Annotated in this window: 27 protein-coding genes and 1 pseudogene; 20 read left to right on the top strand and 8 right to left on the bottom strand. The window is 69.1% G+C overall.

The features are described 5' to 3' along the window. Positions 1–18 precede the first annotated feature (18 nt). Positions 19–1,338 (top strand): MATE family efflux transporter, encoded by a 1,320-nt coding sequence (locus ACYVAN_RS00905; RefSeq protein WP_460954516.1) that lies wholly within the window; start codon positions 19–21, stop codon positions 1,336–1,338. 54 nt (positions 1,339–1,392) lie between these two features. On the opposite strand, the gene def is transcribed toward ACYVAN_RS00905, so the two are convergent. Further along, complete coding sequence (gene def / locus ACYVAN_RS00900) at positions 1,393–1,890, bottom strand: peptide deformylase (RefSeq protein ID WP_460954514.1); 498 nt, start codon at positions 1,888–1,890, stop codon at positions 1,393–1,395. Between the two features lie 98 nt (positions 1,891–1,988). Here def and truB point away from each other — a divergent pair, with 98 nt between their 5' ends. The 11 genes and pseudogenes from truB to ACYVAN_RS00845 all read left to right on the top strand — a co-directional run bounded on the left by truB (position 1,989) and on the right by ACYVAN_RS00845 (position 12,126). Beyond that, the gene (gene truB, locus ACYVAN_RS00895) at positions 1,989–2,912 is read left to right on the top strand and encodes a tRNA pseudouridine(55) synthase TruB (protein ID WP_460954512.1); all 924 of its coding nucleotides are present in this window, start codon (positions 1,989–1,991) and stop codon (positions 2,910–2,912) included. A 146-nt stretch (positions 2,913–3,058) separates the two neighbouring features. Further along, positions 3,059–3,304 (top strand): annotated as a pseudogene (locus tag ACYVAN_RS00890) (ATP-binding cassette domain-containing protein); the annotation flags it as partial. Between the two features lie 41 nt (positions 3,305–3,345). Next, positions 3,346–3,915: a hypothetical protein gene (locus ACYVAN_RS00885; RefSeq protein WP_460955278.1), complete on the top strand. Its 570-nt coding sequence runs from the start codon at positions 3,346–3,348 to the stop codon at positions 3,913–3,915. A gap of 127 nt (positions 3,916–4,042) precedes the next feature. Next, positions 4,043–5,026, top strand: coding sequence for a bifunctional riboflavin kinase/FAD synthetase (locus tag ACYVAN_RS00880; protein ID WP_460954510.1), 984 nt, complete (start codon positions 4,043–4,045; stop codon positions 5,024–5,026). Positions 5,027–5,184: 158 nt separating this feature from the next. Further along, on the top strand, positions 5,185–5,670 hold the full coding sequence (locus ACYVAN_RS00875; RefSeq protein ID WP_460954508.1) for a helix-turn-helix domain-containing protein: 486 nt from the start codon (positions 5,185–5,187) through the stop codon (positions 5,668–5,670). Positions 5,671–5,700: 30 nt separating this feature from the next. After that, on the top strand, positions 5,701–6,255 hold the full coding sequence (gene thpR / locus ACYVAN_RS00870) for an RNA 2',3'-cyclic phosphodiesterase (RefSeq protein ID WP_460954506.1): 555 nt from the start codon (positions 5,701–5,703) through the stop codon (positions 6,253–6,255). 323 nt (positions 6,256–6,578) lie between these two features. Next, entirely contained in the window at positions 6,579–6,848 is a 270-nt protein-coding gene (rpsO, locus tag ACYVAN_RS00865; RefSeq protein ID WP_460954504.1) for a 30S ribosomal protein S15, read from the top strand. A gap of 245 nt (positions 6,849–7,093) precedes the next feature. Further along, positions 7,094–9,361: a polyribonucleotide nucleotidyltransferase gene (locus ACYVAN_RS00860; RefSeq protein WP_460954502.1), complete on the top strand. Its 2,268-nt coding sequence runs from the start codon at positions 7,094–7,096 to the stop codon at positions 9,359–9,361. A 105-nt stretch (positions 9,362–9,466) separates the two neighbouring features. Next, the gene (locus tag ACYVAN_RS00855) at positions 9,467–10,822 is read left to right on the top strand and encodes a M16 family metallopeptidase (RefSeq protein WP_460954500.1); all 1,356 of its coding nucleotides are present in this window, start codon (positions 9,467–9,469) and stop codon (positions 10,820–10,822) included. A 71-nt stretch (positions 10,823–10,893) separates the two neighbouring features. After that, on the top strand, positions 10,894–11,649 hold the full coding sequence (dapB, locus tag ACYVAN_RS00850) for a 4-hydroxy-tetrahydrodipicolinate reductase (protein ID WP_460954498.1): 756 nt from the start codon (positions 10,894–10,896) through the stop codon (positions 11,647–11,649). Then, a complete protein-coding gene (locus tag ACYVAN_RS00845) occupies positions 11,650–12,126 on the top strand; it encodes a hypothetical protein (RefSeq protein ID WP_460954496.1) in 477 nt (158 codons plus the stop codon). Between the two features lie 111 nt (positions 12,127–12,237). On the opposite strand, the gene ACYVAN_RS00840 is transcribed toward ACYVAN_RS00845, so the two are convergent. After that, entirely contained in the window at positions 12,238–12,762 is a 525-nt protein-coding gene (locus tag ACYVAN_RS00840; RefSeq protein ID WP_460954494.1) for a hypothetical protein, read from the bottom strand. A gap of 168 nt (positions 12,763–12,930) precedes the next feature. Next, positions 12,931–13,494 (bottom strand): GNAT family N-acetyltransferase, encoded by a 564-nt coding sequence (locus ACYVAN_RS00835; protein WP_460954492.1) that lies wholly within the window; start codon positions 13,492–13,494, stop codon positions 12,931–12,933. Between the two features lie 96 nt (positions 13,495–13,590). On the opposite strand from ACYVAN_RS00835, the gene ACYVAN_RS00830 reads away from it, so the two are divergent. Continuing rightward, positions 13,591–14,799: a winged helix-turn-helix domain-containing protein gene (locus tag ACYVAN_RS00830; RefSeq protein WP_460954490.1), complete on the top strand. Its 1,209-nt coding sequence runs from the start codon at positions 13,591–13,593 to the stop codon at positions 14,797–14,799. Positions 14,800–14,902: 103 nt separating this feature from the next. Here ACYVAN_RS00830 and ACYVAN_RS00825 read toward each other — a convergent pair whose 3' ends face one another. Both ACYVAN_RS00825 and ACYVAN_RS00820 read right to left on the bottom strand, forming a co-directional pair. Further along, positions 14,903–15,901, bottom strand: a complete 999-nt coding sequence (locus ACYVAN_RS00825) for a DUF4097 family beta strand repeat-containing protein (RefSeq protein WP_460954488.1) — start codon at positions 15,899–15,901, stop codon at positions 14,903–14,905. Positions 15,902–15,925: 24 nt separating this feature from the next. Next, positions 15,926–16,501, bottom strand: coding sequence for a toxin-antitoxin system HicB family antitoxin (locus ACYVAN_RS00820; protein ID WP_460954486.1), 576 nt, complete (start codon positions 16,499–16,501; stop codon positions 15,926–15,928). A 175-nt stretch (positions 16,502–16,676) separates the two neighbouring features. Here ACYVAN_RS00820 and thyX point away from each other — a divergent pair, with 175 nt between their 5' ends. Both thyX and ACYVAN_RS00810 read left to right on the top strand, forming a co-directional pair. Next, entirely contained in the window at positions 16,677–17,429 is a 753-nt protein-coding gene (gene thyX / locus ACYVAN_RS00815) for an FAD-dependent thymidylate synthase (protein WP_460954484.1), read from the top strand. A 200-nt stretch (positions 17,430–17,629) separates the two neighbouring features. Beyond that, entirely contained in the window at positions 17,630–17,839 is a 210-nt protein-coding gene (locus tag ACYVAN_RS00810) for a hypothetical protein (protein ID WP_460954482.1), read from the top strand. Positions 17,840–17,868: 29 nt separating this feature from the next. Here the strand turns inward: ACYVAN_RS00810 and tnpA are convergent, their stop codons facing one another. Further along, complete coding sequence (gene tnpA, locus ACYVAN_RS00805; RefSeq protein ID WP_460954480.1) at positions 17,869–18,264, bottom strand: IS200/IS605 family transposase; 396 nt, start codon at positions 18,262–18,264, stop codon at positions 17,869–17,871. Between tnpA and ACYVAN_RS00800 the strand changes: the two genes are divergently transcribed. The 5 genes from ACYVAN_RS00800 to ACYVAN_RS00780 all read left to right on the top strand — a co-directional run bounded on the left by ACYVAN_RS00800 (position 18,244) and on the right by ACYVAN_RS00780 (position 23,342). Continuing rightward, positions 18,244–18,588 (top strand): RNA-guided endonuclease InsQ/TnpB family protein, encoded by a 345-nt coding sequence (locus ACYVAN_RS00800; RefSeq protein ID WP_460954478.1) that lies wholly within the window; start codon positions 18,244–18,246, stop codon positions 18,586–18,588. The two genes, tnpA and ACYVAN_RS00800, sit on opposite strands and share 21 nt — an antisense overlap. 46 nt (positions 18,589–18,634) lie before the next feature. Further along, positions 18,635–19,261, top strand: a complete 627-nt coding sequence (locus ACYVAN_RS00795) for a TIGR03085 family metal-binding protein (protein ID WP_460954476.1) — start codon at positions 18,635–18,637, stop codon at positions 19,259–19,261. A gap of 138 nt (positions 19,262–19,399) precedes the next feature. After that, positions 19,400–20,350 (top strand): 4-hydroxy-tetrahydrodipicolinate synthase, encoded by a 951-nt coding sequence (gene dapA / locus ACYVAN_RS00790; RefSeq protein ID WP_460954474.1) that lies wholly within the window; start codon positions 19,400–19,402, stop codon positions 20,348–20,350. Positions 20,351–20,382: 32 nt separating this feature from the next. Next, positions 20,383–22,071 (top strand): ribonuclease J, encoded by a 1,689-nt coding sequence (locus tag ACYVAN_RS00785; RefSeq protein ID WP_460954472.1) that lies wholly within the window; start codon positions 20,383–20,385, stop codon positions 22,069–22,071. Positions 22,072–22,256: 185 nt separating this feature from the next. After that, positions 22,257–23,342 carry a beta family protein gene (locus ACYVAN_RS00780; protein WP_460954470.1) on the top strand — a complete coding sequence of 362 codons (1,086 nt, stop codon included), beginning with the start codon at positions 22,257–22,259 and terminating at the stop codon, positions 23,340–23,342. Positions 23,343–23,458: 116 nt separating this feature from the next. Here ACYVAN_RS00780 and ACYVAN_RS00775 read toward each other — a convergent pair whose 3' ends face one another. Both ACYVAN_RS00775 and ACYVAN_RS00770 read right to left on the bottom strand, forming a co-directional pair. Then, positions 23,459–24,841: an MFS transporter gene (locus tag ACYVAN_RS00775; protein WP_460954468.1), complete on the bottom strand. Its 1,383-nt coding sequence runs from the start codon at positions 24,839–24,841 to the stop codon at positions 23,459–23,461. A 27-nt stretch (positions 24,842–24,868) separates the two neighbouring features. Beyond that, positions 24,869–25,921 carry a Gfo/Idh/MocA family protein gene (locus tag ACYVAN_RS00770; protein ID WP_460954466.1) on the bottom strand — a complete coding sequence of 351 codons (1,053 nt, stop codon included), beginning with the start codon at positions 25,919–25,921 and terminating at the stop codon, positions 24,869–24,871. Positions 25,922–25,943: the final 22 nt, after the last annotated feature.

Here is a 25,943-nt window from a genome sequence, read left to right as displayed (position 1 = left end):
TCGATCGTGGGAGAACGCGTGTCCGAGGTGAGTGAGCGGGTATCGCCCCGGCGAGTGCTGGGGCTCGCGGTACCCGCGCTCGGGGTGCTGGCAGCCGAACCGCTCTACGTGCTGGTGGACACGGCTGTCGTCGGACACCTGGGGGCGGTGTCGCTGGCCGGTCTCGCACTGGGCGGGACGCTGTTCACGCTGGTCTCCACGCAGCTGACTTTTCTGTCCTACGGCACGACCGCCCGAACGGCTCGACTGCACGGGGCGGGACGCCGCCGGGATGCGGTCGCCGAGGGCGTGCAGGCGTCGTGGCTGGGCATCGCGGTCGGTGTGGTGCTGCTGTTGCTGGCCCAACTGTTCGCGGTTCCGGTGGCCAACGCGCTGGCCGGTCCGGGGCTGATCGCCGACGCGGCGTCGAGCTGGCTCCGGATCGCGCTGATCGGCGCCCCGATGGTGCTGGTCACGATGGCAGGCAACGGCTGGATGCGCGGCGTGCAGGACACCGTTCGCCCGCTGCGCTACGTGCTGGCCGGCAACGTCGTCTCGGCCATCCTGTGCCCGGTGCTCGTCTACCCGGTCGGCTGGGGCCTGGAGGGGTCGGCCGTCGCGAACCTGGTGGGGCAGGCGATCGCCGCGAGCCTGTTCCTGCGGGCATTAGTGGTCGAGCGGGTGCCGCTGAAGCCGGACTTGGCGGTCATGCGCGCGCAATTGGGCATGGGACGTGACCTGGTGTTGCGCACGCTCGCCTTCCAGGCGTGCTTCCTGTCGGCCACTTCGGTGGCCGCGCGGACTGGAGCGGAGACGGCGGCCGCGCACCAGGTGGTGTGGCAGTTGTGGACGTTCCTGTCGCTGGTACTGGATTCGCTGGCGATCGCGGCGCAGTCGCTGGTCGGTGCCGCGCTCGGGGGCGAAACGGCCCGCCGCGCGAAGGGCATCGCCAGGCAGATCACCTGGTACGGGCTGGTGTTCGGCATCGTGCTCGGGGTCGTCTTCGCCGGCCTGTCCGGGCTGCTGCCGAAGGTGTTCACGGCCGATGCGGGCGTGCTGGCCGAGATCCCGCACGCGTGGTGGTTCTTCGTGGCCCTGCAGCCGATCGCGGGTGTGGTCTTCGCACTCGACGGCGTGTTCCTCGGGGCGGGTGACGCCGCCTACCTGCGGACGGCGACGTTGCTGAGCGCGGCGATCGGCTACTTGCCGCTGATCTGGCTGTCGCTGGCGTTCGGCTGGGGCCTCGCGGGGATCTGGACCGGATTGAGCCTGTTCATGGTGCTGCGGCTGGTCACATTGTTGTTGCGGGCGCGTTCCGGCAAGTGGGCGGTGGTGGGCACCGCGCCGGTCACGGCGTGAGGTTCGGGCCCAGAAGAGGTTCGGGCCCAGAAGAGGTTCGGGCCCAGAAGAGGTTCAGGCCCAGAACCAGTCGGTCCCGCGGATCCGGCGCAGCGCTTCCCGGCGGTGTTCGGTGGGCAGGCGCTGGATGTAGACGATCCCGTCGAGGTGGTCGACCTCGTGCTGCAGGCACCGCGCCATCAGCCCGCTCCCGGAGACGGTGACCGGCTCGTTCCGCAGGTCGACGCCGCTGACGACGGCGTGCGCGGCGCGCGTGGTTTCGAATCCGAGTTCCGGCACCGACAGGCAGCCCTCGGTGTCCACCTGCTGCTCGTCGGAGAGCTCCACGATCCGGGGGTTGAGCACGTAGCCGATCTCGCCGTCGACGTTGTAGCTGAAAGCGCGGGTGCCCACTCCGATCTGCGGGGCGGCCACGCCCGCGTGGCCGGGCTGGTCGACGGTGTCGAGCAGGTCGGTGACCAGCGCGCGCACTCCGTCGTCGAAGGTCGTGACCGGGTCGGCGGTGCTGCGCAGCACCGGGTCGCCGAATCGGCGGATCGATCGCTTCGCCACCCGGGTATCTCCAAACGACGTGCTGGGGTGCGTTTTCGTGCCGTTCGAGGCTACTGGCATCCCGTTTGTTGGATGCGGCCCGGTATCGGGGACGATGGGTGGTCGTGTCCGAACGTTCTCGTACTTCTCGCTCTGCCCGTCCGGCCGTCGCACCTGGTCTGCTGGTGGTGGACAAACCTGCCGGAATGACTTCTCACGACGTCGTCTCCCGCGTGCGGCGGATCATGGGGACCCGCAAGGTCGGCCATGCGGGCACGCTCGATCCGATGGCGACCGGTGTGCTCGTGCTCGGCCTCGAACGCGCGACCAAGCTGCTCGGGCACCTCGCCATGGACACCAAGGCGTACCTGTCGACGATCCGACTGGGCGTGGCGACCTCGACCGACGACGCGGAGGGCGAGGTGCTCTCCGAGGCGGACGGTTCCGGGGTGGCGGACGAGGCGATCCGGGCCGGGATCGATCGGCTGACCGGTGACATCGAGCAGGTGCCGAGCGCGGTCAGCGCGGTGAAGATCAACGGGCGCCGCGCCTACGAGCTGGCGCGCGAGGGCAAGAGCGTGGAGCTCGACGCCCGGCCGGTGACGGTATCCCGCTTCGACCTGCTCGCCTCGCGCAGGACCGAGTCCACCACGGAACTGGACGTGCTGGTGGAGTGCTCTTCGGGTACCTACGTGCGCGCCTTGGCGCGCGACCTCGGTGCGGAGCTCGGGGTGGGTGGTCATCTCGGCGAGCTGCGCCGCACCCGGGTGGGTCCGTTCGGGCTGGCAACGGCCCGCACGCTGGAGCAGCTGGAGGCCGAGCCCGGGTTGTCGATGGATCTCAACCAGGCGGTGGACACCGCGTTCGCGCGGGCGGACGTGGACGCGGCGGCGGTGCGCGCGCTCTCGCACGGTCAGGCGGTGCCCGCGGCCGGGGTGGCCGGTACGTACGGCGCGTTCGGTCCGGACGGGACGGCGGTGGCGCTGCTGCGGGACGAGGGGCGGACCGCCCAGCCGGTGCTGGTGCTCGCCCCCGCGAACTGAGCCGCGTCGCGGAGGCCGCGAGCGTGCCGCCGGACCGCCCCCGCACGGGCCGAACTTGATCATTCCGCCGCGAGCCGCCCCCGCCTCCGGATGCCTTTCGTCTGGTTTGTCCGGTCGAGTCGGAGGGTGACGTGAGCGTAGTGCGGATGGCGGGGGTGGATCATTCGTACGGATCCACCCGGGCCCTGCGGCAGGTGGATTTGGATATCCCGGTGGGAGTGACGGCGCTGCTCGGCCCGAACGGGGCGGGCAAGAGCACGCTGCTCGGGTTGTTGTCCTCGGCGTTGCGATTGCGCAGCGGCTCGGTGGAAATCGACGGGCTCACCCCGTCGCGCGATCAGCGGCGCTACCGGGAGTCGATCGGCTTCCTGCCGCAGCGGTTCTCGGCACCGAACCACCTCACCGTCGCCGAGTTCGTGGAGCTGTCCGCGTGGTGGCGGCGCGTTCCCCGGAAGACCCGGAAGGCGCGGGTGTGCACGCGCTGCTGGGTGCGAGTCAGCTGCCGGTTCCGGTGCCGAACGTGGGACCGCTCGATGTGCCGCTCGGCCTGTTCAGCCCGCTCGTGCTCGCGGTGCTGCTCGGGTTGCACCTGCGGCCGCCGACCCGGTTGTGGGACACGAGTCCGCGCGGGCACGGTCTTGTCCGGGCGGGGCTCGTGGCGGGTGCGCTGCTGCTCGCCGTGCTCGCGAGCACCCCGCTGCTGCTGCACGGTACGGCGCTGTGGGCGTCCGGGGTGCGCAACGTGCTGGGGCTGGTGGGGATGGTCCTGCTGACCGCTGTCGTGGCCGGTGCGAGCAGGTGCTGGATGGCGGCCTTCCCGTACGCGCTGGCGGTGTTGTTACTGGGCACGAGCGGCAGCACGATCACGGGCGACCGGTCTGCGCACGCGTGGTGGGCGTTCGTGCTGCAGGACGCGACCGACAGTCGGGGCGGGCTGCTGGCCGGGCTGTTGCTCGCGGCCGGGGTGCTCGCCTACGTGCGGCGCGGGATGCGAGCGGAGTGAGCTCCGCGCTTCGGTGCGCGCAGCTTCCCGCGGCCCGGTGCCGATCTCCGGGAGGGGAGGAACATCCGCATCCTGTGGCGCCTGCCGCTCGTCGCCCGGGTGACAGCAGGCCGTAAGCTTGTTGGCCGTGCAACGTTGGCGCGGTTTGGAGCAGATTCCCGGCGGCTGGGGTCGGTGCGTTGTCACCATCGGCGTGTTCGACGGGGTCCATCGAGGACATCAGCAACTCATCTCGCACGCCGTGGAAAGAGCGCGGCGCCAGAACCTGCCGTGCGTGCTGGTGACGTTCGACCCGCATCCGGCGGAGGTGGTGCGCCCGGGGAGTCATCCGGCGCAGCTCACGACGCTGCGGCGGCGCGCGGAGCTCGTCGAGCAGCTCGGCGTGGACGTCTTCTGCGTGCTGCCGTTCACCCGCGAGACCTCCCGCATACCGGCCGACGAGTTCATCCACGAGTTCCTGGTGGAGCGGCTGCACGCGGCGGTGGTGGTCGTCGGCGAGAACTTCACCTTCGGGCACAAGGCCGCGGGCAACATCGAGGTGCTGGGCAAGCTCGGCGACCGGTACGGGTTCGAGGTCGAGTCGGACAGCCTGCTCGCCGGTCCCGCGGGGTATCCGGACGGGGCGGACGCGTCGGTGACGTTCTCCTCCACCTACGTGCGGTCCTGCATTGACGCGGGTGACGTGGCGGCCGCCGCCACCGCGCTGGGCCGTTGGCACCGGCTCGAGGGCATCGTGGTGCGCGGAGTCGGCCGGGGTGGCAGCGAACTCGGCTTCCCGACGGCGAACCTGTCGACGCCGCAGTACTCGGCGATCCCCGCCGACGGGGTGTACGCGTGCTGGTTCACCCACCGGCACCGCAAATCGCGCGAGCCGGGTGGGACCTACCTGGCGGCGGTCTCGGTGGGCAGCAACCCGACCTTCTCGGGCACGGAGCGCACGGTCGAGGCGTTCGTGCTGGACGTCGACGCGGACTTCTACGGGGAGCACGTCGATCTCGACTTCGTGGAGCGGTTGCGCCCGATGGAGCAGTACGAGTCGGTGGCGGCACTGGTCGAGCAGATGAACGCCGATGTCGCCGAGACGCGGAGGCTGCTGGGCGTGCGGCGGTGAATCGGGCGAAGGGAACGAACTCCGGTCGTTCCGGTTGCGGTGTCCGCCCGCTGAATCTGAATCGGTTTCCTGAATCACATACGCGAAACAGCAGTGACCTGGCACTATTCAGGACTCAGAGAAGCAGCGAGATCAAGGGTGCCACCGGGGGAGCGAAAGTGGAGGAAACCAAGAGCGTGCGGCGCAACCTGGCCCTGCAGCGGCAGTGGTACGGGGAACCGCTGGGCGATCGGGTACGCAGGCTGGTGGTGGCCTTCCGTATCTCGCAGGCACAGCTCGCGGAGGTGCTCGGGCTCAGCGCGCCGATGCTCAGCCAGGTGATGAGCGGCCGCCGGGCCAAGATCGGCAACCCCTCGGTGCTCGCGCGACTGGTCATGCTCGAACGCAAGGTGCTCATACCCGGGGTGGCGGCCGGTGATTCGGACGCCATCTCCCACGCGCTCAAGGACGTCCGCGACTCGCAGCCCTCCCTCGGCAGGGACAACCTCCCGGTCATGCAGGCCAGCGCCGAGGAGTCGGCGTGGCCGGTGCTGCGCGAGGTCGCCAAACCCAGCGAGCTCGAAGCGGCCGCGGCCATGATCGACGGCCACTATCCCGGGTTGGCGAGCCTGCTCCGGCGTGCGGCCACGGGGGAAACGGGTTAGAAATCCGGTCGAACACCTCGGGAGGTCGGCGTGCGACTGTTCACTGCTCTGTGGCTGCCGCCGGTTCCTTCCGGACACCTCGAAGCGGCGATCGACGAGCTCGGTCCGCGGCGGGTGGAGGAGGCGGCCGCCGGTGTGCGCGGGTTCCGCTTCCTGCCCGCTCGGCAGTGGCACCTCACGCTGTGCTTCCACGGCGAGGTTGCCGACCCGGAGCCGCTCGGCACCAGGTTGGGGCGCCGGGTCCGGCGGTTGAACGGCCACGACACGGAGTTCGCCGCGCCTCGCCTGCGGTTGGCGGGCACCGGGTCGTTCCGGGGAGTGCTCTGGATCGGGGTGGAGCCGGAAGCGGAGTCCGACGCGGCGGCGCTGAGGTCGTTGGCGCGCGCGGCCGGTGCCGATCCGCACTCGTACCGGGCGCATCTGACGGTGGCGCGCTGGAATCGTGGTCGGGCCTCGGAGGCGTTGCGCGGGTTGTTCGCCGGGTACGCGGGGCCGCGGTGGCGGGTGGAGGAGATCGCGCTGGTGCGCAGCGAACCGGGACGCGGCCCACCCGTGTACAGCACGACGCATCGCGTTCCGGTGTGATCCGGGAGTGCAGGGCGCCAAGGCGGGCCGGGGTACTCCTGATATCCTGAAGGCGTATCCGGCTGCGGTCCGTGGTGGCCGGATACACGTCATTCTGGCCCGCCCGATACCGGGTCCGATATGGGGCCGCTTCGGCCGCCCGTTTCGGAGGCCGCACGGGAACACCCCGTTTCGGAACACCCCGTTTCGGGGCACCGTTCCGGGAGCACCGTTCGGATGTGCCGGCGTCGAGCGGCGGGTCGCGGCGGAATCACGATGTGTTCCGCCGTCGGATGAGTGATGGTTCCCTTGCACACGGCACGCCCAACAGGGAGAGTCAACTCGTGGCATTGTCCACTGCGCAGAAGAAGCAGATCCTCGGCGACTACGGCCTGCACGAGTCCGACACGGGTTCGGCAGAGGCCCAGGTGGCCCTGCTGACCAATCGGATCTCGGGGCTCACCGAGCACCTGAAGATGCACAAGCACGACCACCACTCGCGTCGTGGTCTGCTGCTGATGGTGGGTCGTCGTCGGCGTCTGCTCAACTACCTGACGAAGGTCGACATCGGTCGTTACCGTTCGCTGATCCAGCGCCTGGGTCTGCGTCGTTGACCAACGCCGGGGGGAGTGGCCGAGCGGCCGCTCCCCCCGGTGCTTGACGTGGTGGCGCCGAAGCTCGGTGCCGCCGGAAATTGCATAGGGTCCACGTCGGCGGCGGGCATCGTCCGCCGGTCCTCGGTAGTGGCCTCCGGGAGGTCCGCGAAATGCGGGTCCCGTGGGCTTCGATCGATGACCGGCCTCGTCGGAGGAACTGCCCGGTCGGTTCGTCGTGGATCTCGTGAACAGAGGAGTTCCACTTGACCGAAGCACAGTCCTACGACGAGGGCGTGTACGAGACGACGGCCGTGCTGGACAACGGCGCGTTCGGTACACGCACCGTGCGTTTCGAAACAGGTCGGCTGGCCAAGCAGGCCGCCGGCAGTGTCGCCGCCTATCTGGACGACGACACCATGCTGCTCTCGGCCACCACGGCCTCGAAGCAGCCCAAGGAGAACCTCGACTTCTTCCCGCTGACGGTGGACGTCGAGGAGCGGATGTACGCCGCGGGACGCATCCCCGGCTCGTTCTTCCGCCGCGAGGGCCGCCCCTCCACCGACGCGATCCTGACCTGCCGGCTGATCGACCGCCCGCTGCGCCCGTCGTTCAAGGACGGCCTGCGCAACGAGGTCCAGGTCGTGGTCACCGTCATGAGCCTGGACCCCAAGGACCCGTACGACGTGCTGGCGATCAACGGCGCTTCGGCGTCGACCCAGCTGTCCGGCCTGCCGTTCTCCGGGCCCGTCGGCAGCACCCGGATGGCCCTGATCGACGGCCAGTGGGTCGCCTTCCCCACCCACGAGCAGCTGGAGCGCGCGGTCTTCGACATGGTCGTGGCCGGCCGCATCGTCGGTGAGGACGTCGCGATCATGATGGTCGAGGCCGAGGCGACCGACAAGACGATCGGGCTGGTCGGCGAGGGTGCCCAGGCACCCACCGAGGAAGTCGTGGCCGCCGGCCTCGAGGCCTCCAAGCCGTTCATCCGCACCCTGTGCCAGGCCCAGCAGGAGCTGGCCAAGGCAGCGGGCAAGGAAACCGCGGAGTTCCCGGTCTATCCGGCCTACGAGGACGACGCCTACACCGCCGTGGAGAAGGCCGTCTCCGACGACCTCGCGCAGGCGCTGACCATCAGCGGCAAGCAGGAGCGCGAGGACCGCATCGACGAGCTCAAGCAGGCCGTCCTGGAGCGGGTCGGTGTCGAGGAGGGCCAGCCGCTCGCCGGTCGTGAGAAGGAGATCGGCGCGGCGTTCCGCTCGCTGAACAAGAAGCTGGTTCGCCAGCGGATCATCCGCGATCAGGTGCGCATCGACGGTCGTGGGCTGACGGACATCCGCAGCCTGTCCGCCGAGGTGGGTGTCGTGCCGCGCGCGCACGGTTCGGCGCTGTTCGAGCGGGGCGAGACCCAGATCATGGGTGTGTCCACGCTGAACATGCTGCGGCTGGAGCAGACCATCGACAGCTTGGGTCCGGAAACGGCCAAGCGCTACATGCACCACTACAACTTCCCGCCCTACTCGACCGGTGAGACCGGCCGGGTCGGCAGCCCGAAGCGGCGCGAGATCGGACACGGTGCGCTCGCCGAGCGCGCCCTGATCCCCGTGCTGCCCGGCCGGGATGACTTCCCGTACGCGTTGCGGCAGGTCTCCGAGGCGCTGGGTTCGAACGGTTCCACCTCGATGGGCTCCGTCTGCGCCTCGACGCTGTCGCTGCTCAACGCCGGTGTGCCGCTGAAGGCGCCGGTCGCGGGCATCGCCATGGGCCTGGTCTCCGACGAGGTCGACGGCAAGACGCACTACGTGGCGCTGACCGACATCCTCGGTGCCGAGGACGCGTTCGGCGACATGGACTTCAAGGTCGCCGGTACCAAGGAGTTCGTGACGGCCCTGCAGCTCGACACCAAGCTGGACGGCATCCCGTCCGAGGTGCTGAGCCAGGCGCTCGGCCAGGCGCGCGACGCCCGGTTCACCATCCTCGAGGTGATGGACGAGGCGATCGGCAGGCCGGACGAGATGAGCCCGCACGCGCCGCGCGTGACCTCGGTCAGCGTCCCGGTCGACAAGATCGGTGAGGTCATCGGCCCGAAGGGCAAGATGATCAACTCGATCACCGAGGAGACCGGCGCCGAGGTCACGATCGAGGACGACGGCACGATCTACGTCGGTGCCGCCGACGGTCCGTCCGCCGAGGCCGCGATCGACAAGATCAACGCCATCGCGAACCCGCAGCTGCCGAAGGTCGGGGAGCGCTTCCTCGGCACGGTCGTCAAGACCGCCGCCTTCGGTGCGTTCGTCTCGCTGCTGCCGGGCAAGGACGGCCTCGTGCACATCTCCAAGCTGGGCAACGGCAAGCGCATCGGCAAGGTCGAAGACGTGGTCAACGTCGGTGACAAGCTGCAGGTGGAGATCGCCGACATCGACAGCCGGGGCAAGATCAGCCTCGTGGTCGTCGATGAGGAGGGCGAGACGTCCGGTTCCGACGAGCAGTCGGAGTCGGCGTCGGAATCCGAGTCGGAGTCCCCCGCTCAGTGATGTGAAGCTCTGCGGCCCGTCCCGGGAATGTCCTTCCGGGGCGGGCCGTATTGTGCGTGTACGACTTCAGTCGAACGCTGTCGACAGCCCCGAGACCAGGGAAAGATGAAGCAGAACCAGACACGCGACGGGCACCTGCAGCGTCCGGGAACAACCCGGACCCTCGGCCGCAGCGGCTCGGGCGAAGCCGTCCGCCGGACTGTGTTGCCCGGTGGGCTGCGCGTCGTCACCGAGCAGGTGGCGGGCGTACGTTCGGCTTCGGTCGGCATCTGGGTCGGTGTCGGTTCCCGGGACGAGAACCGGGTCCAGGCCGGTGCCGCGCACTACCTCGAACACCTGCTGTTCAAGGGCACCACCAACCGCACGGCGGTCGACATCGCCCAGGAGATCGACGGTGTCGGTGGTGAGCTGAACGCGTTCACCTCCACCGAGCACACCTGCTTCTACGCGCACGTGCTCGACTCCGACCTGCCGCTCGCGGTCGACGTGCTCTGCGACGTCGTGTTCAACGCGGTCAACACCGAGGCCGACGTCGACATCGAGCGAAGCGTCGTGCTCGAAGAGATCGCCATGCGCGACGACGATCCGGAGGATCTGCTCCACGAGCTGTTCGCCGAAGCTCTGCTCGGCGACCATCCGCTCGGGCGGTCGGTGCTGGGCACCGAGGAATCCATCCGGAACATGAGCCGCTCGCGAGTGCACAACTTCTACCGCCGTGGCTACACGCTCCCGAAGATGGTCGTGGCCGTGGCCGGCAACATCGAGCACGGCCGGGTGCTGCGCCAACTGCGGAAAGCGGTCGGTGACCGGCTGGACGGCACGTCCACGCCTGCTCCGCCCCGCGAGGGACGGGTACGCCTGCCGAAGCAACAGCCGCTGGTGTTGCGGTCGGACGAGACGGAGCAGGCACACCTGCTGATGGGGTGCCGTGCGTTCGACCGGCACGATGAGCGCCGATTCACGCTCGGGGTGCTCAACGCGGCACTCGGCGGTGGCATGAGCTCGAGGCTCTTCCAGGAGATCCGGGAGCGGCGCGGGCTCGCCTATTCGGTCTACTCGTCGGACAGCGCGTACGCGGACACCGGGGCTTTCTCGGTTTACGCCGGATGCCAGCCGGATCGGCTCGGCGAGGTGGCCGAGGTGATCCGCGAAGTGCTGGCGGAGGTCGCCGACAACGGTCTGACCGACGAGGAGGTCGCCCGCGGCCGTGGGCAGCTGCGCGGCGGTCTCGTACTGGGGCTGGAGGACTCGACGGCCCGCATGAGCCGCATCGGCAAGAGCGAGCTCAACTACGGGCGGCACCTCAGCGTGGAGGAAACCCTGGCCCGCATCGATGCCGTGACCACCGAGGACGTGGCGGAACTCGCAGGTGAACTGCTACGGCGCCCGCTGACCACTGCGGTGGTCGGACCGTACGCTGATGTCGAAGATCTACCGGAGCAGGTCGCGCGGCATTGCTGAACCACCATCGGGTGGAATGTCCGCTAGCAGTGGGCGACCGAGTTGTTCGTGCGAAGAGAAAGGCGGCCCGCGTGAGTTCGTCAGTCGGAGGACCGATCAAGGTCGGTGTGCTCGGTGCCCGAGGCCGGATGGGCTCGGAAGCGGTCCGCGCCGTGGGCGAAGCAGCCGACACCGAACTGGCCGCGGCGCTCGGCCGCGGTGACGATCTCGGCGAGCTGGTGTCCTCGGGCGTGCACGTCGCGGTCGATCTGACGCACCCGGATTCGGTGCTGGACAACGTGCGTTTCTGTGTGGAGAACGGCATTCACGTGGTGGTGGGCACCAGCGGGTTGGACACCGCCGCGGTGGAGGCCCTGCTGACCGATCACCCGGGGGTGGGCGTGCTCGTGGCGCCGAACTTCGCGATCGGTGCGGTGCTGTCGATGCGGTTCGCGGAGATGGCCGCGAAGTTCTTCGAGTCGGCCGAGATCGTGGAGCTGCACCACCCGAAGAAGGCCGATGCGCCGTCGGGAACCGCTGCTCGAACAGCGCAGGTCGTGGCGCGGGCGCGCGAGGAAGCCGGTGTGGGGGCGGCCCCGGACGCGACGACGAAGGAGCTGGACGGCGCACGAGGTGCCGACCTCGACGGTGTGCGGGTCCATTCGGTGCGAATGGCCGGGCTGGTGGCGCACCAGGAGGTGCTGTTCGGCACCGAGGGGGAGACGTTGACGGTCCGCCACGACTCCTACGACCGCCGGTCCTTCATGCCCGGTGTGCTGCTCGGTATCCGTCACGTCGGGACGAAACCGGGACTGACGGTCGGTCTCGACACGCTGATGGGATTGTGAGTGTCCGACCAGCAGAAGAACAAGAGAAGCCTGCGGGGGCCGCGCACGGCCGCCTTCGTGCTGGCAGCGGTGCTGCTGGTGTACCTGGTGCTGATGGGCAGCCGTGCCCTCACCATGATTCTCAGCGGGCGGCCGGTGTTCATCGTGCTCGGGCTGGCGATCCTCGTCCTGCCCGTGCTCGGTGCGTTGCTGATCGTTGACCAGTTGCGGTTCGGGATGAGCACCGAACGGTTGGCGCGGCGGTTGCACGAGGAAGGCGCCCTGCCGGACGTGTCGCATTTGCCGCTTCGTCCGTCGGGGCGGGTCGAGCGCGAGGCCGCGGACGCGTGGTTCGAGCAGAAGCAGGCCGAGGTCGAGGCCGCCCGGGAGGACTGGCGCGCGTGGTTCGCGGTCGCGCAGGCCTATGACCTGGCCGGGGACCGCAACCGCGGGCGCAAGGCGATGCGCAAGGCCATCGAGCTGGAGAAGGATTCCTAGGGAGAGGGAGCGTTACGGGAGTTGGTTGGGGTGGTGGTCACCCAGCCCGCCGGTCACCCTGGGGCCCACGTGGAAGGCGGCTGAACGCCGCTTGTGAGCAGATCCTCGTGTCTACAGCCAGGCGATGACGGCGCCCGGCGTGATCGCCAGCGCGGCGAACCGGACGAAGCGGCCGGCGAATCCCGTCACCAGGAAGGTCGTGAGGGGCACGCGGGCCCACCCCGCGATCACACAGGTCGCGAGGAACGGCGGCAGGCTCGAGGCAGCGCTCACCAGCAGCAACGCCCCGGACCACACCGGACGGTTCCGGCAGTTCATCCGGAATCGTTCGAGCAGGTCCCGCCAGCGTCCGACCCGGTTGAGCTGGCCGGTGCCGTGCGGGGTGTCCGGAGCACCGGGGGCGGTGTGCCGGTGCAGGAACCGGGGAAGCCGGATCACGCCCCGCGCCGCGTAGTAGTACAGCAGCTTCGCGCTGATCTGGCCGACCGTGACCACCAGTGCGAGGAGCCACCACGGTACTTCGGGGCTCTTGAGCACGAGCCCTACTACGAAGACCTCGACGCTGATCAGCGGGATGAGCGCGGAGGCCACTGCCATCCCGAACGAGGTCGAGAGCAGCCCGATCAAGGTCAGCACGGTTCTCCGGAGGACGTCGGTGGCTGGGTGGCACCGGTGCGGGCACCGGCGGTACGCACCGGCGACTGCGCCGACACGTCGTGGTTCATCAGGTGCGGCCCGTCCGGTTACGCCAGGAGCGATTCGTCCGGGTGCGTTCTCAGGATGAGTTTCGTCTGGGTGCGTTCGTCAGGACTCGGTGAGCGGTAGGTCCAGCGTGCCGGACAGCCGGATTTCGCGCAGCGGACGCCCACCTGCGTCCAGCGTACGGACCGTCCCGTCCGGTTCCCATCCGATGTCGCGGAAGAACTTCATCGAGGCCACGTCGGCTTCGGGAACCCACGTGATCCCCCGGGTGGCGCCTGCTCCGGTGAGCCGCTCGGCCATCACGCCCAACAGGCGACCCCCGTGACCGCGTCGCCCCCACCTCGGTTCCACCAGCAGCGTGCTGACCAACGCGACGGCGGGGGCATCGGGGGGAGGCGTGCCGTCAGGGGCGGCGGCTTCGTCGACGGGGGCGGTCCCGGCGACGCAGAACCCCACCGTCCAGGTGCCCTCGGTGGCGACCAGGACTTCGGCTCGGCCGGTGGTGAGGGCCTGCTGCCACTGCGCCTCGGTCTCGGTGGAGTCGAGCTCGTCGAGGACTTCGGACGGCAGCAGCTCGGCGTACGCGCTGCGCCAGGTCACCTGTTGGATTCGCGCGATCTCGGCGGCATCGGACGCGACCGCGGCTCGGACCTCGACGTCGGCCATGGCGCCCAACCTATAAGGCGCCGCGGGTGACGGTCGCACGGGGTGAGCCGGTGAGGACTGTCGGTACCTCCTGGCATGGTTGACCGGGTGCAGACGATGAGCGAGGACGCTGCCCGGCGGACGGTGTTGGCCGCGCAGGGATTCAGCGACGAGCGCCCCGAGAGCGCGCCGAACCGCCGCCACCTGCGTCGGGTTCTCGCGCGGACGAAGCTGCTGCAGCTGGATTCGGTCAACGTGGCCGTGCGGGCGCACTACATGCCGATCTTCAGCCGGCTCGGTCCGTACGCCACCGAGTTGATCGACGATGCCGCGTGGCAACACCGTGCCCGCAGACCGCGGCTGCTGGTCGAGTACTGGGCACATGAGGCGTCGCTGTTGCCGGTGTCGGACTGGTCGTTACTGCGCTGGCGCATGCGCGAGCACGGGGGTGCTTGGCAGCGGAAGTTCGGGAGGTTGGCCGAGCGGAATCCCGGCTTGATCGCCGAGGTGCTCTCCGCGGTGAAGGAGATCGGCCCGGTGGGGGCGGGCGCGCTGGAGCGTGAGATCGGCGGTGAGCAGCGGCGCGCGCGTGGTTCGTGGTGGAACCGGACCGATACCAAGCAGGCGTGCGAGCTGCTGTTCTCGACGGGAGATCTCACCACCGGCGCGCGGCGCGGGTTCGAGCGGCTCTACGACCTACCTGAGCGGGTGTTGCCCGCCGACGTGCTCGCGCACGACCCCGAGGACGACGAGGCCATTCGCGCGCTGGTGGAGCGTTCCGCGCAGGCGCTCGGAGTGGCGACCGAGCCGGATCTCCGGGATTACTACCGGCTGCGCCCCGCGCAGTCCCGGCGCGCGGTGGCCGAACTCGTCGAGGACGGGGTGCTGGAGCCGGTCGCGGTCCGTGGCTGGACGTGGCAGGCCTACCGGCACGTGTCGGCCCGGACACCCCGGTCGGTGACCGGTGGTGCGCTGCTGTCCCCGTTCGATCCGCTGGTCTGGCAGCGGGATCGGGCCGAACGGCTGTTCGGATTCCGGTACCGCATCGAGATCTACGTTCCCGAAGCCCAGCGCGAATACGGGTACTACGTCTTCCCGTTCCTGCTCGATGGGCGCCTGGTCGCCAGGGTGGATCTGAAGGCGGACCGGGCGTCGGGCGTCCTGCGGGTGCCGGGGGCGTTCGCGGAGCCGGGCGTGGATACCGGCACGGTCGGTCCGGAACTCGCCGGGGCGTTGCGCAGCATGGCCGGATGGCTGGGGCTCGACGGGGTGGCCGCGGGGGAGCGCGGCGATCTGGCGGGTCCGCTGCGGTTGTTGCTCGACTGATCGGCGGGATCGGGCGATCCCGCCGATCAGGTGCTCGGGCCGTCAGCTGACGGGCCGGCGGGCAAGTAGGGCCGGTCGGGAAGCGACGGTCGGGAAGTGCCGGTCAGGCAGCGCCGGTCAGCACCGCGTCCCCGCTGCCCGTGCGGCCGAACACGCGCAGCGCCGCCCCCTCCTCCGGGGGCTCCTCGGACACGTCGAGATCGCTGTCGACGGTGCCGGTCGACGAGTTCAGGTCGACCTCCGCCGCGACGCCTCCGTGGAGCGAGACCCGCAACTGCCCGGACCCGGTGATGAGTTCGGTCTGACCCTCGACGGCATCCGCGACCGTGATGTCACCGCTGCCGGAGCGCACGAGCACGTCGCCGGAGACCGCCCCGAGCCACACGTTCCCGCTGCCGGTGACGACCGAAGCGGGTTGTTCCAGGGTGGCGATCTCGATGTCGCCGCGCCCGCTGCGGGCCTGGAACTCTCCGCTCATGGTGCCGAGTCGCAGCGGACCGGAACCGGTGCGGACCGAGGTGTTGCCGGTGGCGTGCGCAACCGAAACCGGTCCGGTGCCGGACTGGATCTCCACCCGTCCGGCACGGCCGGCGACGGCCACCGGAGCTGAGGACGCGCGGATCCCGATGTGGGACCCCTGGGGAGCGTGCACCTTGATCGCCAGCGGCACGGTGCGCAGTGGAGAGGTGGTCGGTGGGCGCACCACGAGCCGGTTGCCGGTCAGGTCGACGCGGGTCTGCCGCACCGCTTCGGAGATCGGTTCGGCCGGGTTGCGGGGGTCGCTTTCGCGGTTGGGCACGCCGGTGCGGATGCCTGCTTCCCCGAACTGCTCGCTGACCCAGCTCAGCAGCCCGTTGAGTCCGCCGCGCCAGTCGAATCCGGCCGCCTCCGGGTCGTGGCGGATCTCGACGTGGGTGGTCGCAGCGTCGGTCAGTTCGATCGTCACGGAACCGGCGCTGTTGCTGATGTCGAGTTCGATCGGGTCATCGGTGTCGAAGTCCTGGTGGCGAACGATCTCGTGCGGTTCGCCGCCCGGTTGCTCGCCTGCCGGGTTCGGACCGTCCGCGGGGTGCTCGCCTGCCGGATCGGTGTCGTCTGCCATGGGGGTCTCCACTCCGTCGGTCGCTCAGCCCTGAACCCAGCCGCGGAGCCGGCTGCCGCCTTCGCCGCCTTCGCCGCGCCACCGGCCTCCGCGTCCGGGACCGGGGGAGCCCCATTGCGGGCCGCGGTTGCGGCCGGAGCGGTCCCACGATCCGCGCGGCCGCCCGCTGTGCAGCGCACCTTGGACCGCCTGGGCGACCCACGTGTTCAGCGACACGCCTTGGGTGGAGGCCGCTTGCTCGGCTTGGGACTTGATCTCGTCGAGCAGTCGCAGCGTGATCCGGCTGATGTCGCCGCTCTCCCCGGGAGGCGGCGGCGGGGGAGATTCCGGTTCTTCGGTCGGTCCGGCGGTGGCCGTGGAGTTTCCGCTGACGACGACCTGCACGTCGCGGCCGTCGAGGCGGAGGTCGACGACTTGGCCGTCGAGGTGCGTGGTCACCTCTGCTGCCAGGTCGGACAGCGCGTTCATGATCGCGAGCCTGGCGGCGGGTTCGATGGCCGACGAGAGCGCCGCGGCGGTCTGCCGCGTCTGGTCGTCGCCCGCCGAAGCCGCCGAGGTGAGGTCCTCGCGCAGCTGCGTGATGTACGAACTCAGGTCCATGACATCAATATGACACTAGCTGTGGCGTCACGCAATGGCGGTTTCGACTCGCCGGTGACGTCAGCGGGCGTCAGGGATCTTGTCGGCGGCGACGGTTACGCTCGACGGGTAATCGGGGAGTCGTTCCGGTGGTCGCCGACCACCGTTGTAGTGCAGGAAGAGGGGTTCGCCCGCCGTGACCGAGATCGTGCCGCCGAAGGTGCAGCTGATCGGCAAGACCGAGTTCTTTCCGCCGTCCGACGTGGACTGGTCGACCGATGCCGACGGTGGACAGGCGCTGGCGGAGTTCGCCGGCCGGGCCTGCTACCAGTCCTGGCACAAGCCCAACCCGGCCACCGCCACCAATGCCGGATACCTCCAGCACATCATGGAGGTCGGTCACCTGTCGGTGCTGGAACACGGCACGGTGACCTTCTACCTGACCGGGATGTCGCGGTCGTTGACCCACGAGCTGATCCGGCACCGGCACCTGTCCTACTCCCAGCTCTCGCAGCGCTACGTGCCCGAGCGGGATGCCGCGATGGTCGAGCCGGACGTCATCGCCGAGGACCCCGAGCTGCACGCGAAGTTCCAGAAGGCCGCGGACGCCAGCGTTGCCGCCTACAACGACCTGTTGGAATCGCTGCAGGAAAAGTTCGCCGACGAGCCGAAGGCGACGCTGCGCCGCAAGCAGGCGCGGCAGGCCGCCCGCTCGGTGCTGCCGAACGCCACCGAAACCCGGATCGTGGTTTCCGGGAACTACCGTGCGTGGCGGCACTTCATCGCGATGCGTGCGAGCGAACACGCCGATGTCGAGATCCGCGGCTTGGCGATCGAGTGCCTCCGCCAGTTGCAGAAGGTGGCGTCGAACGTGTTCGGCGATTTCGAGATCAGCGCGCTGCGCGACGGCACAGAGGTCGCTTCCAGCCCGTTCGTCAACGAGGGCTGATCCGGCATCGCGTCCACCACCGCCCGGTCTCGTGCTCGAAGAGGCCGGGCGGTGAACCGCGCCAGCCGGAGATCCCGTCTGAGTTCCCCACTTGAATACCCACCGGAAGCGATCGGAGCCGACCGGAACCGACCGGGTCGATTCCGAATAGTCCGATCCCGCGTGGCGAGGGTCATCTGGTTGGATGACTCGGCCAGTGCGTGAGCCTGTGCGGGGCTTACTTCGCCTCTTCGGAGATCGTCTTTCCCGGCAAGGACACCGTGCGCCTTGTCGCGCTTGTGCTCACCGAGGAGCACTGGAACCTCAAGCGCCGGGTTCAGGAGGACGATTCCAGCGACAACGACGAGCAAGGGGCCCAGCAGGTCTACCGGAAAGGCCGGGCAGTGCTCCGTCCTTCAGGGCGGGGGTGAAGCCCGGCCACCGGCCGCGAGGCCGGTCCTTATGCGCTGGGCCGAGCCTGCTGTTCGATGTACTGCCGAACCACGCTGATCGGGGCACCGCCGACTGATCCGGCGAAGTACGAGCCCGACCACAACCGCACGCCTTTCCAGTAGGCGAACCGCAGGTCCTCGAACTCCTTACGCAGCAACCGCGACGACACACCTTTGAGGCTGTTCACCAGCTTCGATACCGCGACCTTCGGGGGAAAGTTCACCAGCAGGTGCGCGTGGTTGGTTTCGCCGTTGAACTCGACCAGTTCGCATTCGAAGTCCTCGCACACCGCCCGCATGATTTCTTCCATGCGGGCCAGGTGGGCGCTAGTGAAGACCGGATGCCGGTACTTCGTGACAAAAACCAAGTGCGTATGTATGAGGTGAAACTTGCACGTCAGCACGCGAAGGTCACCGACACCCGAGCCGACTGGCTGCACAAGGCTACGACCAGCATCGTTCGTGAGAACCAAACGATCGTGCTGGAAGACCTCGCAGTCTCCGGCCTCGCCCGCACCCGGCTGGCGAAGTCCGTGCACGACGCATCATGGGGCACCTTCCGACGACTCCTCACCGAGAAGTCCGCACGGTACGGCCGTGATCTGGTCGTCATCGACCGGTGGCTGCCGACCTCGCAAACCTGCTCGGTATGCGGAAGCGTCGACCGGCACGGCACGGCGCGCGGCGGCACGGACGGCAGCAAGCTGAGCACGTCCGCCACGCCGTAGTCGCGTTTCACCCCTGGCGGTAGTGGGCGGGGATACAGTGGGAACCATGGGTGTCGCCAACGATGAACGAGAAAAGCTGTGCAACCTCTTCGAGCAGGTCGGGCCGGACGCGCCCACCTTGTGCGAGGGTTGGCGGACACGGGATCTCGCTGTGCACCTCGTGTTGCGCGAGCGGCGTCCGGACGCGCTGGCCGGCCGGGTGGTCAAGCAGTTGGCGCAGCGTGGTGACCGGGTCCGCTCGGAGCTGCACGAGCTGCCCTGGGCCGAGCTGATCGCGCAGGTCCGGCAGGGGCCGCCGAAGTGGAACCCGCTGGGCATCGGCGCGGTCGACGAGTGGGTCAACAGCGCGGAATTCTTCGTGCACCACGAGGACGTGCTGCGGGCGCGGCCGGGCTGGCAGCAGCGCCCCGCCGATCCGGAACGCGACGAGGTGCTGTGGAAGGCGCTGGCCAAGGCCGCCAAGATGTTCTACGGACGCAGCCCCGTCGGCGTGACGTTGCGCCGCCCGGACGGGACCGAGATCCAGGCAAAGCGCGGCCCGCGCACCGTTCGCATCTCCGGTGAGGTGGGCGAGCTCGTGCTGCACGCCTTCGGTCGAAAGCAAGCCCAGGTTTCCTCCGACGGAAACGAGGCCGACGTGCTGGCGGTCGAGGACCTGCGCCGCTCGATGTGAGCTGCGGAAAACTCGCGCTCCGGCGGTGGTTTCGGCAGGAAGAATCACGCCCCGACCCGATGTGTTGCCGGGAGGTTTCCGCTCTTGCGTTCGACGGTGGTGTGGGCGCGCTGACCAGTGGTCTCACCAGGTAGCGTCATGAGTATGACCGTCTGTCCCACTGCCACTCCGGGCCGCCCGTTCGGCCGGGTCCTGACCGCTATGGTGACGCCGTTCGACGAGGACGGGAAACTCGATCTGGACCTGGCCCAGGAGCTGGCCGCGTACCTGGTCGATCACGTCGGAAACGATGGCCTGGTCGTCAACGGCACGACGGGCGAGAGCCCCACGACCAGTGATGACGAGAAAGAGCGTCTGCTGCGGGCCGTCGTCGAAGCCGTGGGAGATCGAGCCACCGTCATCGCGGGCGCGGGCACCAACAACACCGTGCATTCCGTCGAGCTGGCGCGTGGCGCCGAGAAGGCCGGCGCGCACGGTCTGCTCGTCGTGACGCCGTACTACTCACGACCGCCGCAGGAAGGGCTCCTGTCGCACTTCACCACGGTCGCGGACGCGACCGACCTGCCGGTGATGCTCTACGACATCCCGCCTCGCTCCGTGGTGCCGATCCACACCGAGACGCTGAAGCGGTTGGCCGAGCACCCGAACATCAAGGCGGTCAAGGACTCCAAGCACGATCTGCTCGCGGGCAGCGAAGTGCTGGCCAACACCGACCTCGCCTACTACTCGGGTGAGGACCCGCTGAACCTGCCGTGGCTGTCCGTCGGCGCGGTCGGTTTCGTCAGCGTGATCGGTCACGTGGTCGGCGACCGGTTGCGCCAGATGCTCGACGCGTACGAGTCGGGGGACACCGCGACGGCCCGCGAGGTCCACACCGGACTGATGCCGGTGTACCGCTCGATGAACTTCGTCGGTGGTGTGATCTTCGCGAAGACGGCGTTGCGGCTCTGCGGCTACGAGACGGGGCAACCCCGGCTGCCGCTGCCGGCGGCGACCGATGAACAGGTTCGTTTGATCACCAGTGATCTGTGGGATGCTGGTCTGGTACTCGTGAATCCAGATGCGGCAGCAGAGGTGACCCAGCGTTGAGCTCGAGACCGACAGCAACCGAGTCCCACCCGGTGGCACCGACTTCCTCGGAACCACCCAAGCCGCTCACCGAGGGTGGACTGCGCGTCGTGGCGCTCGGTGGCATCGGCGAGGTCGGGCGGAACATGACGGTCTTCGAGTACGAGGGCCGACTGCTGATCGTCGACTGCGGGGTGCTGTTCCCGGAGGACGACGCGCCGGGTGTGGACCTCATCCTGCCCGATTTCGGGGCGATCGAGGATCGGCTCGACGAGATCGAGGCCCTGGTGCTCACCCACGGGCACGAGGACCACATCGGGGCCGTGCCGTTCCTGCTGCGGATGCGGCCGGACCTGCCGGTGATCGGTTCGAAGTTCACGCTGGCGCTGCTGGCGGCCAAGTGCAAGGAGCACCGGCTCAATCCGGAGCTCATCGAGGTGGCCGAGGGCCAGCGCACCAGTCGTGGTGCTTTCGACCTGGAGTTCTTCGCGGTCAACCACTCGATTCCGGACGCGCTCGCGTTGGCGATCCGCACTCCGGCCGGGGTGGTGCTGCACACCGGTGACATCAAGCTGGACCAGCTTCCGCTGGACGGGCGCCTGACCGACCTCGCCGGGTTCTCCCGGCTGGGTGACGAGGGCGTCGACCTGTTCTTGGCCGACTCGACGAACGCCGAGGTTCCCGGGTTCGTCACGCCGGAGCGCGAGATCGGCCCGGTGCTCGACCAGGTGATCGGCAAGGCCACCCAGCGGTTGATCGTGGCCTGCTTCGCCAGCCACGTGCACCGCGTGCAGCAGGTGCTGGACGTGGCCGCCGCGCACAACCGGAAGGTCTGCCTGGTCGGCCGTTCGATGGTCCGGAACATGGGGATCGCCGTCGAGCTGGGCATCCTGCAGGTTCCGCCGGGCTTGTTCGTCGAGCTGGACGAGGCGCTCTCGATGCCGGAGGACCAGGTCGTGTTCGTCTCGACCGGTTCGCAGGGCGAGCCGCTTTCCGCGCTGTCCCGGATGGCGCGTGGCGAGCACCGGCAGATCAGCATCCGCGCGGGTGACACCGTGGTGCTGGCGAGCTCGCTCATCCCGGGCAACGAGACCGCCGTGTTCGGCGTGGTCAACGGCCTGGTCCGGTTGGGTGCCGAGGTCGTCCACCAGGGCGGGGCGAAGGTGCACGTTTCGGGGCACGCCTCGGCCGGTGAACTGCTCTACCTGTACAACGCGGTGCGACCGAGCAACGTGATGCCGGTGCACGGCGAGTGGCGGCACCTCCGCGCGAACGCCGAACTGGCCCGGTTGACCGGTGTTCCCGCCGAGCGGGTGGTCATCGCCGAGGACGGCGTGGTGGTGGACATGATCGACGGCATCGCGAGCGTCGCCGGGCGGGTCAAGGTCGGGCACGTCTACGTCGACGGCCTGTCGGTCGGCGACGTCAGCGAGTCCACCCTGTCGGATCGGTTGATCCTCGGGGAGGGCGGCTTCATCTCGATCACGGCCGCCGTCGAGGCGAGCACCGGGCGGGCCGTGTCGGCGCCGACGATTTCCGGCCGGGGTTTCTCCGACGATCCGAAGGCGTTGGACGACGCGGTGCGGCTGGTGGAGATGGAGCTGGCCCGTACCGAGTCGGAAGGCATGACCGACACGCACCGGATCGCGCAGGCGGTTCGCCGCGTCGTCGGCAAGTGGGTGGCCGACACCTACCGCCGCCGTCCGATGATCGTGCCCAACGTGCTCCCGGTCGATTCCTGAGCATCGCTTCTTCGCTGGATTGACGGCTGCCCTCCCGGGCCCCCGCACGCGGGCCGGGGAGGGCAGCCGCCTTTCGGCCGTCCCCGGCACGGCAGTTGATCGCGACCCGTTCGGCAGACGCGAACGCCTGCCGGTGATTCCTACGTTGGTCACCGGTCCGGCAGGTCTGCTGAGCGGAGGGATCGGTGGAGTTCACTTCCCTCGTGGCGGTGAAGAGCAAGTCCGGCGAGTTGACGGCGCTGCGGCACGTAGATCGTGTCGCGGCGCGCCGGGTGCAGCCGTTGGTGGAAGTGTTGTCGAACGTGGCTTCCAGCGGTTCGGTGCGCGAGTCGCTGGGAGACGTCGCGCGCGTCCTGAAGCAGCACGGTCGCCGGTTGATGCTGGACGCCTCGCAGCTGGATCCCGCCTCGAGCCTGTGGCGGACTTTCGGCGGCCCGCTCGATCACGTGTGGCGGATGTTCCGGGATTCGCTCGAGCTGCACGAGTTGGGCGAGATCCCGCCGTTCGTCCCGGTCGTGCGCATGGATGCCGCCGATGCCTACCTGCGGAAGACGCGGGGGCTCCTCGCCGAGCTCGGTTGTGGTGTCGGCGTTCGGATCGTCGGTGCCCAGGTACGGGATCCGCAGGTGGCGGCCGCGCTGGAGCGGGCGTTGCGGCTGCTGCGGGTCGACATCACCGAGGTGGATCTCGTCGTCGATGTGGGTTTTCTGCGTCGCAACCGGCTGACGCCCGCTGTGGTTCGGGACGTCTTCGCCAATCTGGGCAGCCTGCCGATCGCGGGATGTCGTTCGGTGAGTCTGCTCGGCGGTTCCGTTCCGCCGCGGCGTTGGGACGCGGGGTGTACGCGGAGTCGCGTCGAATTCGACCTCTGGCACCAGGCCTTCGCGAGGTTTCCGTCCCTGCGGTACGCCGACTACGGCGTGACCCACGCCGCGGCGCGGGATGGAGCGGATGTCCGGTCGCGAGCCCGCCATCCGTTCCTGCACTACACCCGCTGCCAGGAATCCCGCTTCCTCACTCGTCGGCTGCCGCCGGAAGGGGCCGTGGCCCAGGCCGATGATTACCTCAAACGGCGGTATTTCGGAGAGATCGCCGAGGAGGTCGTCGAAGCAGAGCGGCCGGTGTCGTGTTCGTGGGGCGACCGGTCGATCCGGGACAGCGCCCTGCACGGTGGTCCGGCCGATTCGAGCGAGTGGATCGCGATCGGGACGTCGCACCACATCGCCCACCTGGCCGCCGACGGCGATCTGCTGCCGGAGGATCGGCTGTAGTGCTCGGCGGCCCTTCCGGCCGAGCCGTGTGGTCCGGCTGGCCCGCCGTCCCAACCGAGCATCGGGCACCCCGGCCGTGCGAGCGACCGAGGGTACCCGATGGTTGCGTCGGCCGGTCAGCTGCGGCCGGAGCGGGCGAGCTGCTCTGATTCCGCCGCTTCGTCCGGGTGGGTGTGCATGTCGTCGATGCTTTCGAGGCTGCGGTGGGCCGTCTCCTTGGCGGTCAGCGCGGCGATGGTCGCGATGGCGCACATGGCGGAGACGAACACGGCCGGTGCCAACCAGTTCTCCGTGCCGGGGCCCGCGAGGTAGGTGGCGATCGCCGGTGCGAGGCCTCCGGACAGCGCGAAGCCCACCTGGGTGCCCAGGGCGATGCCGGTGGCGCGCACGCGGGTGGGGAACATTTCGGCGTAGAAGGCGGGCCAGATCCCGTTGGCCAGGGAGTAGAGCAGGCCGGACATGAGCACGCCGAAGGTGAAGATCAGCGGCCAGTTGCCCGCCGAGATCGCCGCCAGGTATGGGTAGAGGACCAGGGCGGAGCCGACCACGCCGCTGATGAACAGGGGTTTGCGCCCGATCTGGTCGGCGAGTCGTGCGCCGAGCGGGATCGCGCCCAGGGCCACGGCGTTGGCGGCCACGGCGACTCCCAGCATGGTGGACCGGTCCAGGCCGACTCCGTTCGTGGCGAAGGACAGCGACCAGACGGTGAAGACCATGTTGACGGTGTTGACCATGGCTGCGGCGGCGATCCGGAGCACGGCCGCCTTGTGGTGGCGCATGATCAGGCCCAGCGGGGTGTTCTTGGGGGCCTCGTCGTGGATCTCGTGGAACGCCGGGGGCTCTTCGAGCTTGCGGCGGATGAGGTATGCGGTGATCACGACCACTGCCGAGAGCCAGAACGGCACCCGCCAGCCCCAGCTGAACAGGGCCTCTTCGGGAAGTTGGGTGAAGGGGATGAACACGGCGGTGGCCAGCAGGGTGCCGAATTGGGTGCCCTGCAGGGTCCAGCTGGTGGTGAAGGACCGTTTGCCCTCACCGGCGTGTTCGAGGGACATCGAGATCGCGCTGGCCTGCTCGCCGGCAGCGGAGAGTCCCTGGATCATCCGGCAGGCCACGAGCAGCGCGGGGGCGAGCATCCCGGCCTGGTCGTAGGTGGGCAGACAGCCGATCGCGAAGGTGGCCCCGCCCATCATGAACAGCGTGAGCATCAGGACGAACTTGCGACCGAACTTGTCGGCCAACGGGCCCATGACGAGTGCGCCGAGCGGGCGGACCACGTAGGCCACGCCGACGGTGCCCATCGACAGGAGGATCGCCACCGCCGGGGCCGCGTTCTCGGGGAAGAACAGGTGGTTGAGCACGATCGCCGCCGCCGTGCCGTAGACGGCGAAGTCGTAGTACTCCAGGGCGGAGCCGATCCAGCTGGCCAGAGCGGCTTTCTTGGGGGTCTTGCCTGGCGCGGCGTCCTCGGGCGAGTGCCCGGGGGGAGCGTGGGTCATGTCGGATCCTTCGGTTGGTGCTGCGCGCTATGCGTTCTGCGGTGCGGGGGTTCCGGTGGGGACGTCGACCGGTGCTCCGCTGCCGGTGCTGTCGAGTACGGCGTGGACCACGCGCAGCGACTGCAGCCCGTCGTGGGCGGTGACCCGGGGCGCGGCTCGCTTGCGGAGGACCTGTTCGAAGTGGTCGAGCTGCAGGTCCAGGGGATCCTGCCGGTCGGTCCGGAGGTCCTGAACGGTGAACGGTTCCCACCAGGACGCTTCGCCCGCGTAGGTCCGCATGCGCATGGTGGGAACGGACAGGGAGCCGCGCGTTCCGGCTATGTGGTAGCAGTTCTCGTCGTCGGCCGTGGTGTAGCTGGGGTTCTCGCGGGAGGTTTGCTCCCAGGAGAGGGCGGAGGCGGCGGCGTCGGAGAGGATGAACGTGCCGAGCGCCCCGTTGGCGAAGGTCAGGGTGATCGCGACGGTGTCCTCGACGTCGAATCCCCTGGTCCGGTTGCTGCTGACGGCCTGCACCCGGGTGATCTCCCCGCACAGGGCGCGCAGGTTGTCGATGTCGTGGATGAGGTTGATCAGGATCGGCCCACCGCCCGTCCGGGTGCGCCAGGGCGCGGTTTCGAAGTATTCCTCGGGTTTGTGGAACAGCGCCGACCCGGTGATCGCCACGGGATTTCCGATGGCGCCGCCTGCCACGGCTTCGACGGCTGTTGCCAGCAGTGGTGAGTGCCGCCGGTGGTGGCCGACGAGGACGGGCACGCCGGTCGACTCGGCGGCTTCCGCGATCCGTTCGGCAGCCTCGACGGTGTCGGCGATCGGTTTCTCGACGAGGACGGGCACTCCCGCTTCGACGGCGGCCAGGGCACCGGGTGCGTGCAGGTGGTTGGGCGTGGCCAAGATGGTCCCGTCGACCTCGTCGAGGACGTCGTCGAGATTGCTCGCGATGCGCGTGGCCGGGCCGAACGGGTGCCGGTCGGGTTGGAGGGCGGGGTCCACGACGTGGCTGAGTTCCAGCCGGGGGTGGTCCTGGACTCGTCGAGCGTGTTCGCGCCCGATCAAGCCGGCCCCGACGACGGCGATGCGCATGGAACGATCCTCAGTACTTTCA

Source organism: Parasphingorhabdus pacifica (assembly GCF_054779195.1).
This window is presented reverse-complemented; position numbering and strand designations above follow the sequence as displayed.

Bases quoted from the DNA above. Each gene is read 5' to 3' on its own strand.
- ACYVAN_RS00855 (WP_460954500.1), top strand. From the start codon at position 9,467: ATGAAGCAGAACCAGACACGCGACGGGCACCTGCAGCGTCCGGGAACA.
- ACYVAN_RS00835 (WP_460954492.1), bottom strand. From the start codon at position 13,494: ATGGCCGACGTCGAGGTCCGAGCCGCGGTCGCGTCCGATGCCGCCGAG.
- ACYVAN_RS00830 (WP_460954490.1), top strand. From the start codon at position 13,591: ATGAGCGAGGACGCTGCCCGGCGGACGGTGTTGGCCGCGCAGGGATTC.
- ACYVAN_RS00825 (WP_460954488.1), bottom strand. From the start codon at position 15,901: ATGGCAGACGACACCGATCCGGCAGGCGAGCACCCCGCGGACGGTCCG.
- ACYVAN_RS00820 (WP_460954486.1), bottom strand. From the start codon at position 16,501: ATGGACCTGAGTTCGTACATCACGCAGCTGCGCGAGGACCTCACCTCG.
- ACYVAN_RS00795 (WP_460954476.1), top strand. From the start codon at position 18,635: ATGGGTGTCGCCAACGATGAACGAGAAAAGCTGTGCAACCTCTTCGAG.
- dapA (WP_460954474.1), top strand. From the start codon at position 19,400: ATGAGTATGACCGTCTGTCCCACTGCCACTCCGGGCCGCCCGTTCGGC.
- ACYVAN_RS00775 (WP_460954468.1), bottom strand. From the start codon at position 24,841: ATGACCCACGCTCCCCCCGGGCACTCGCCCGAGGACGCCGCGCCAGGC.
- ACYVAN_RS00770 (WP_460954466.1), bottom strand. From the start codon at position 25,921: ATGCGCATCGCCGTCGTCGGGGCCGGCTTGATCGGGCGCGAACACGCT.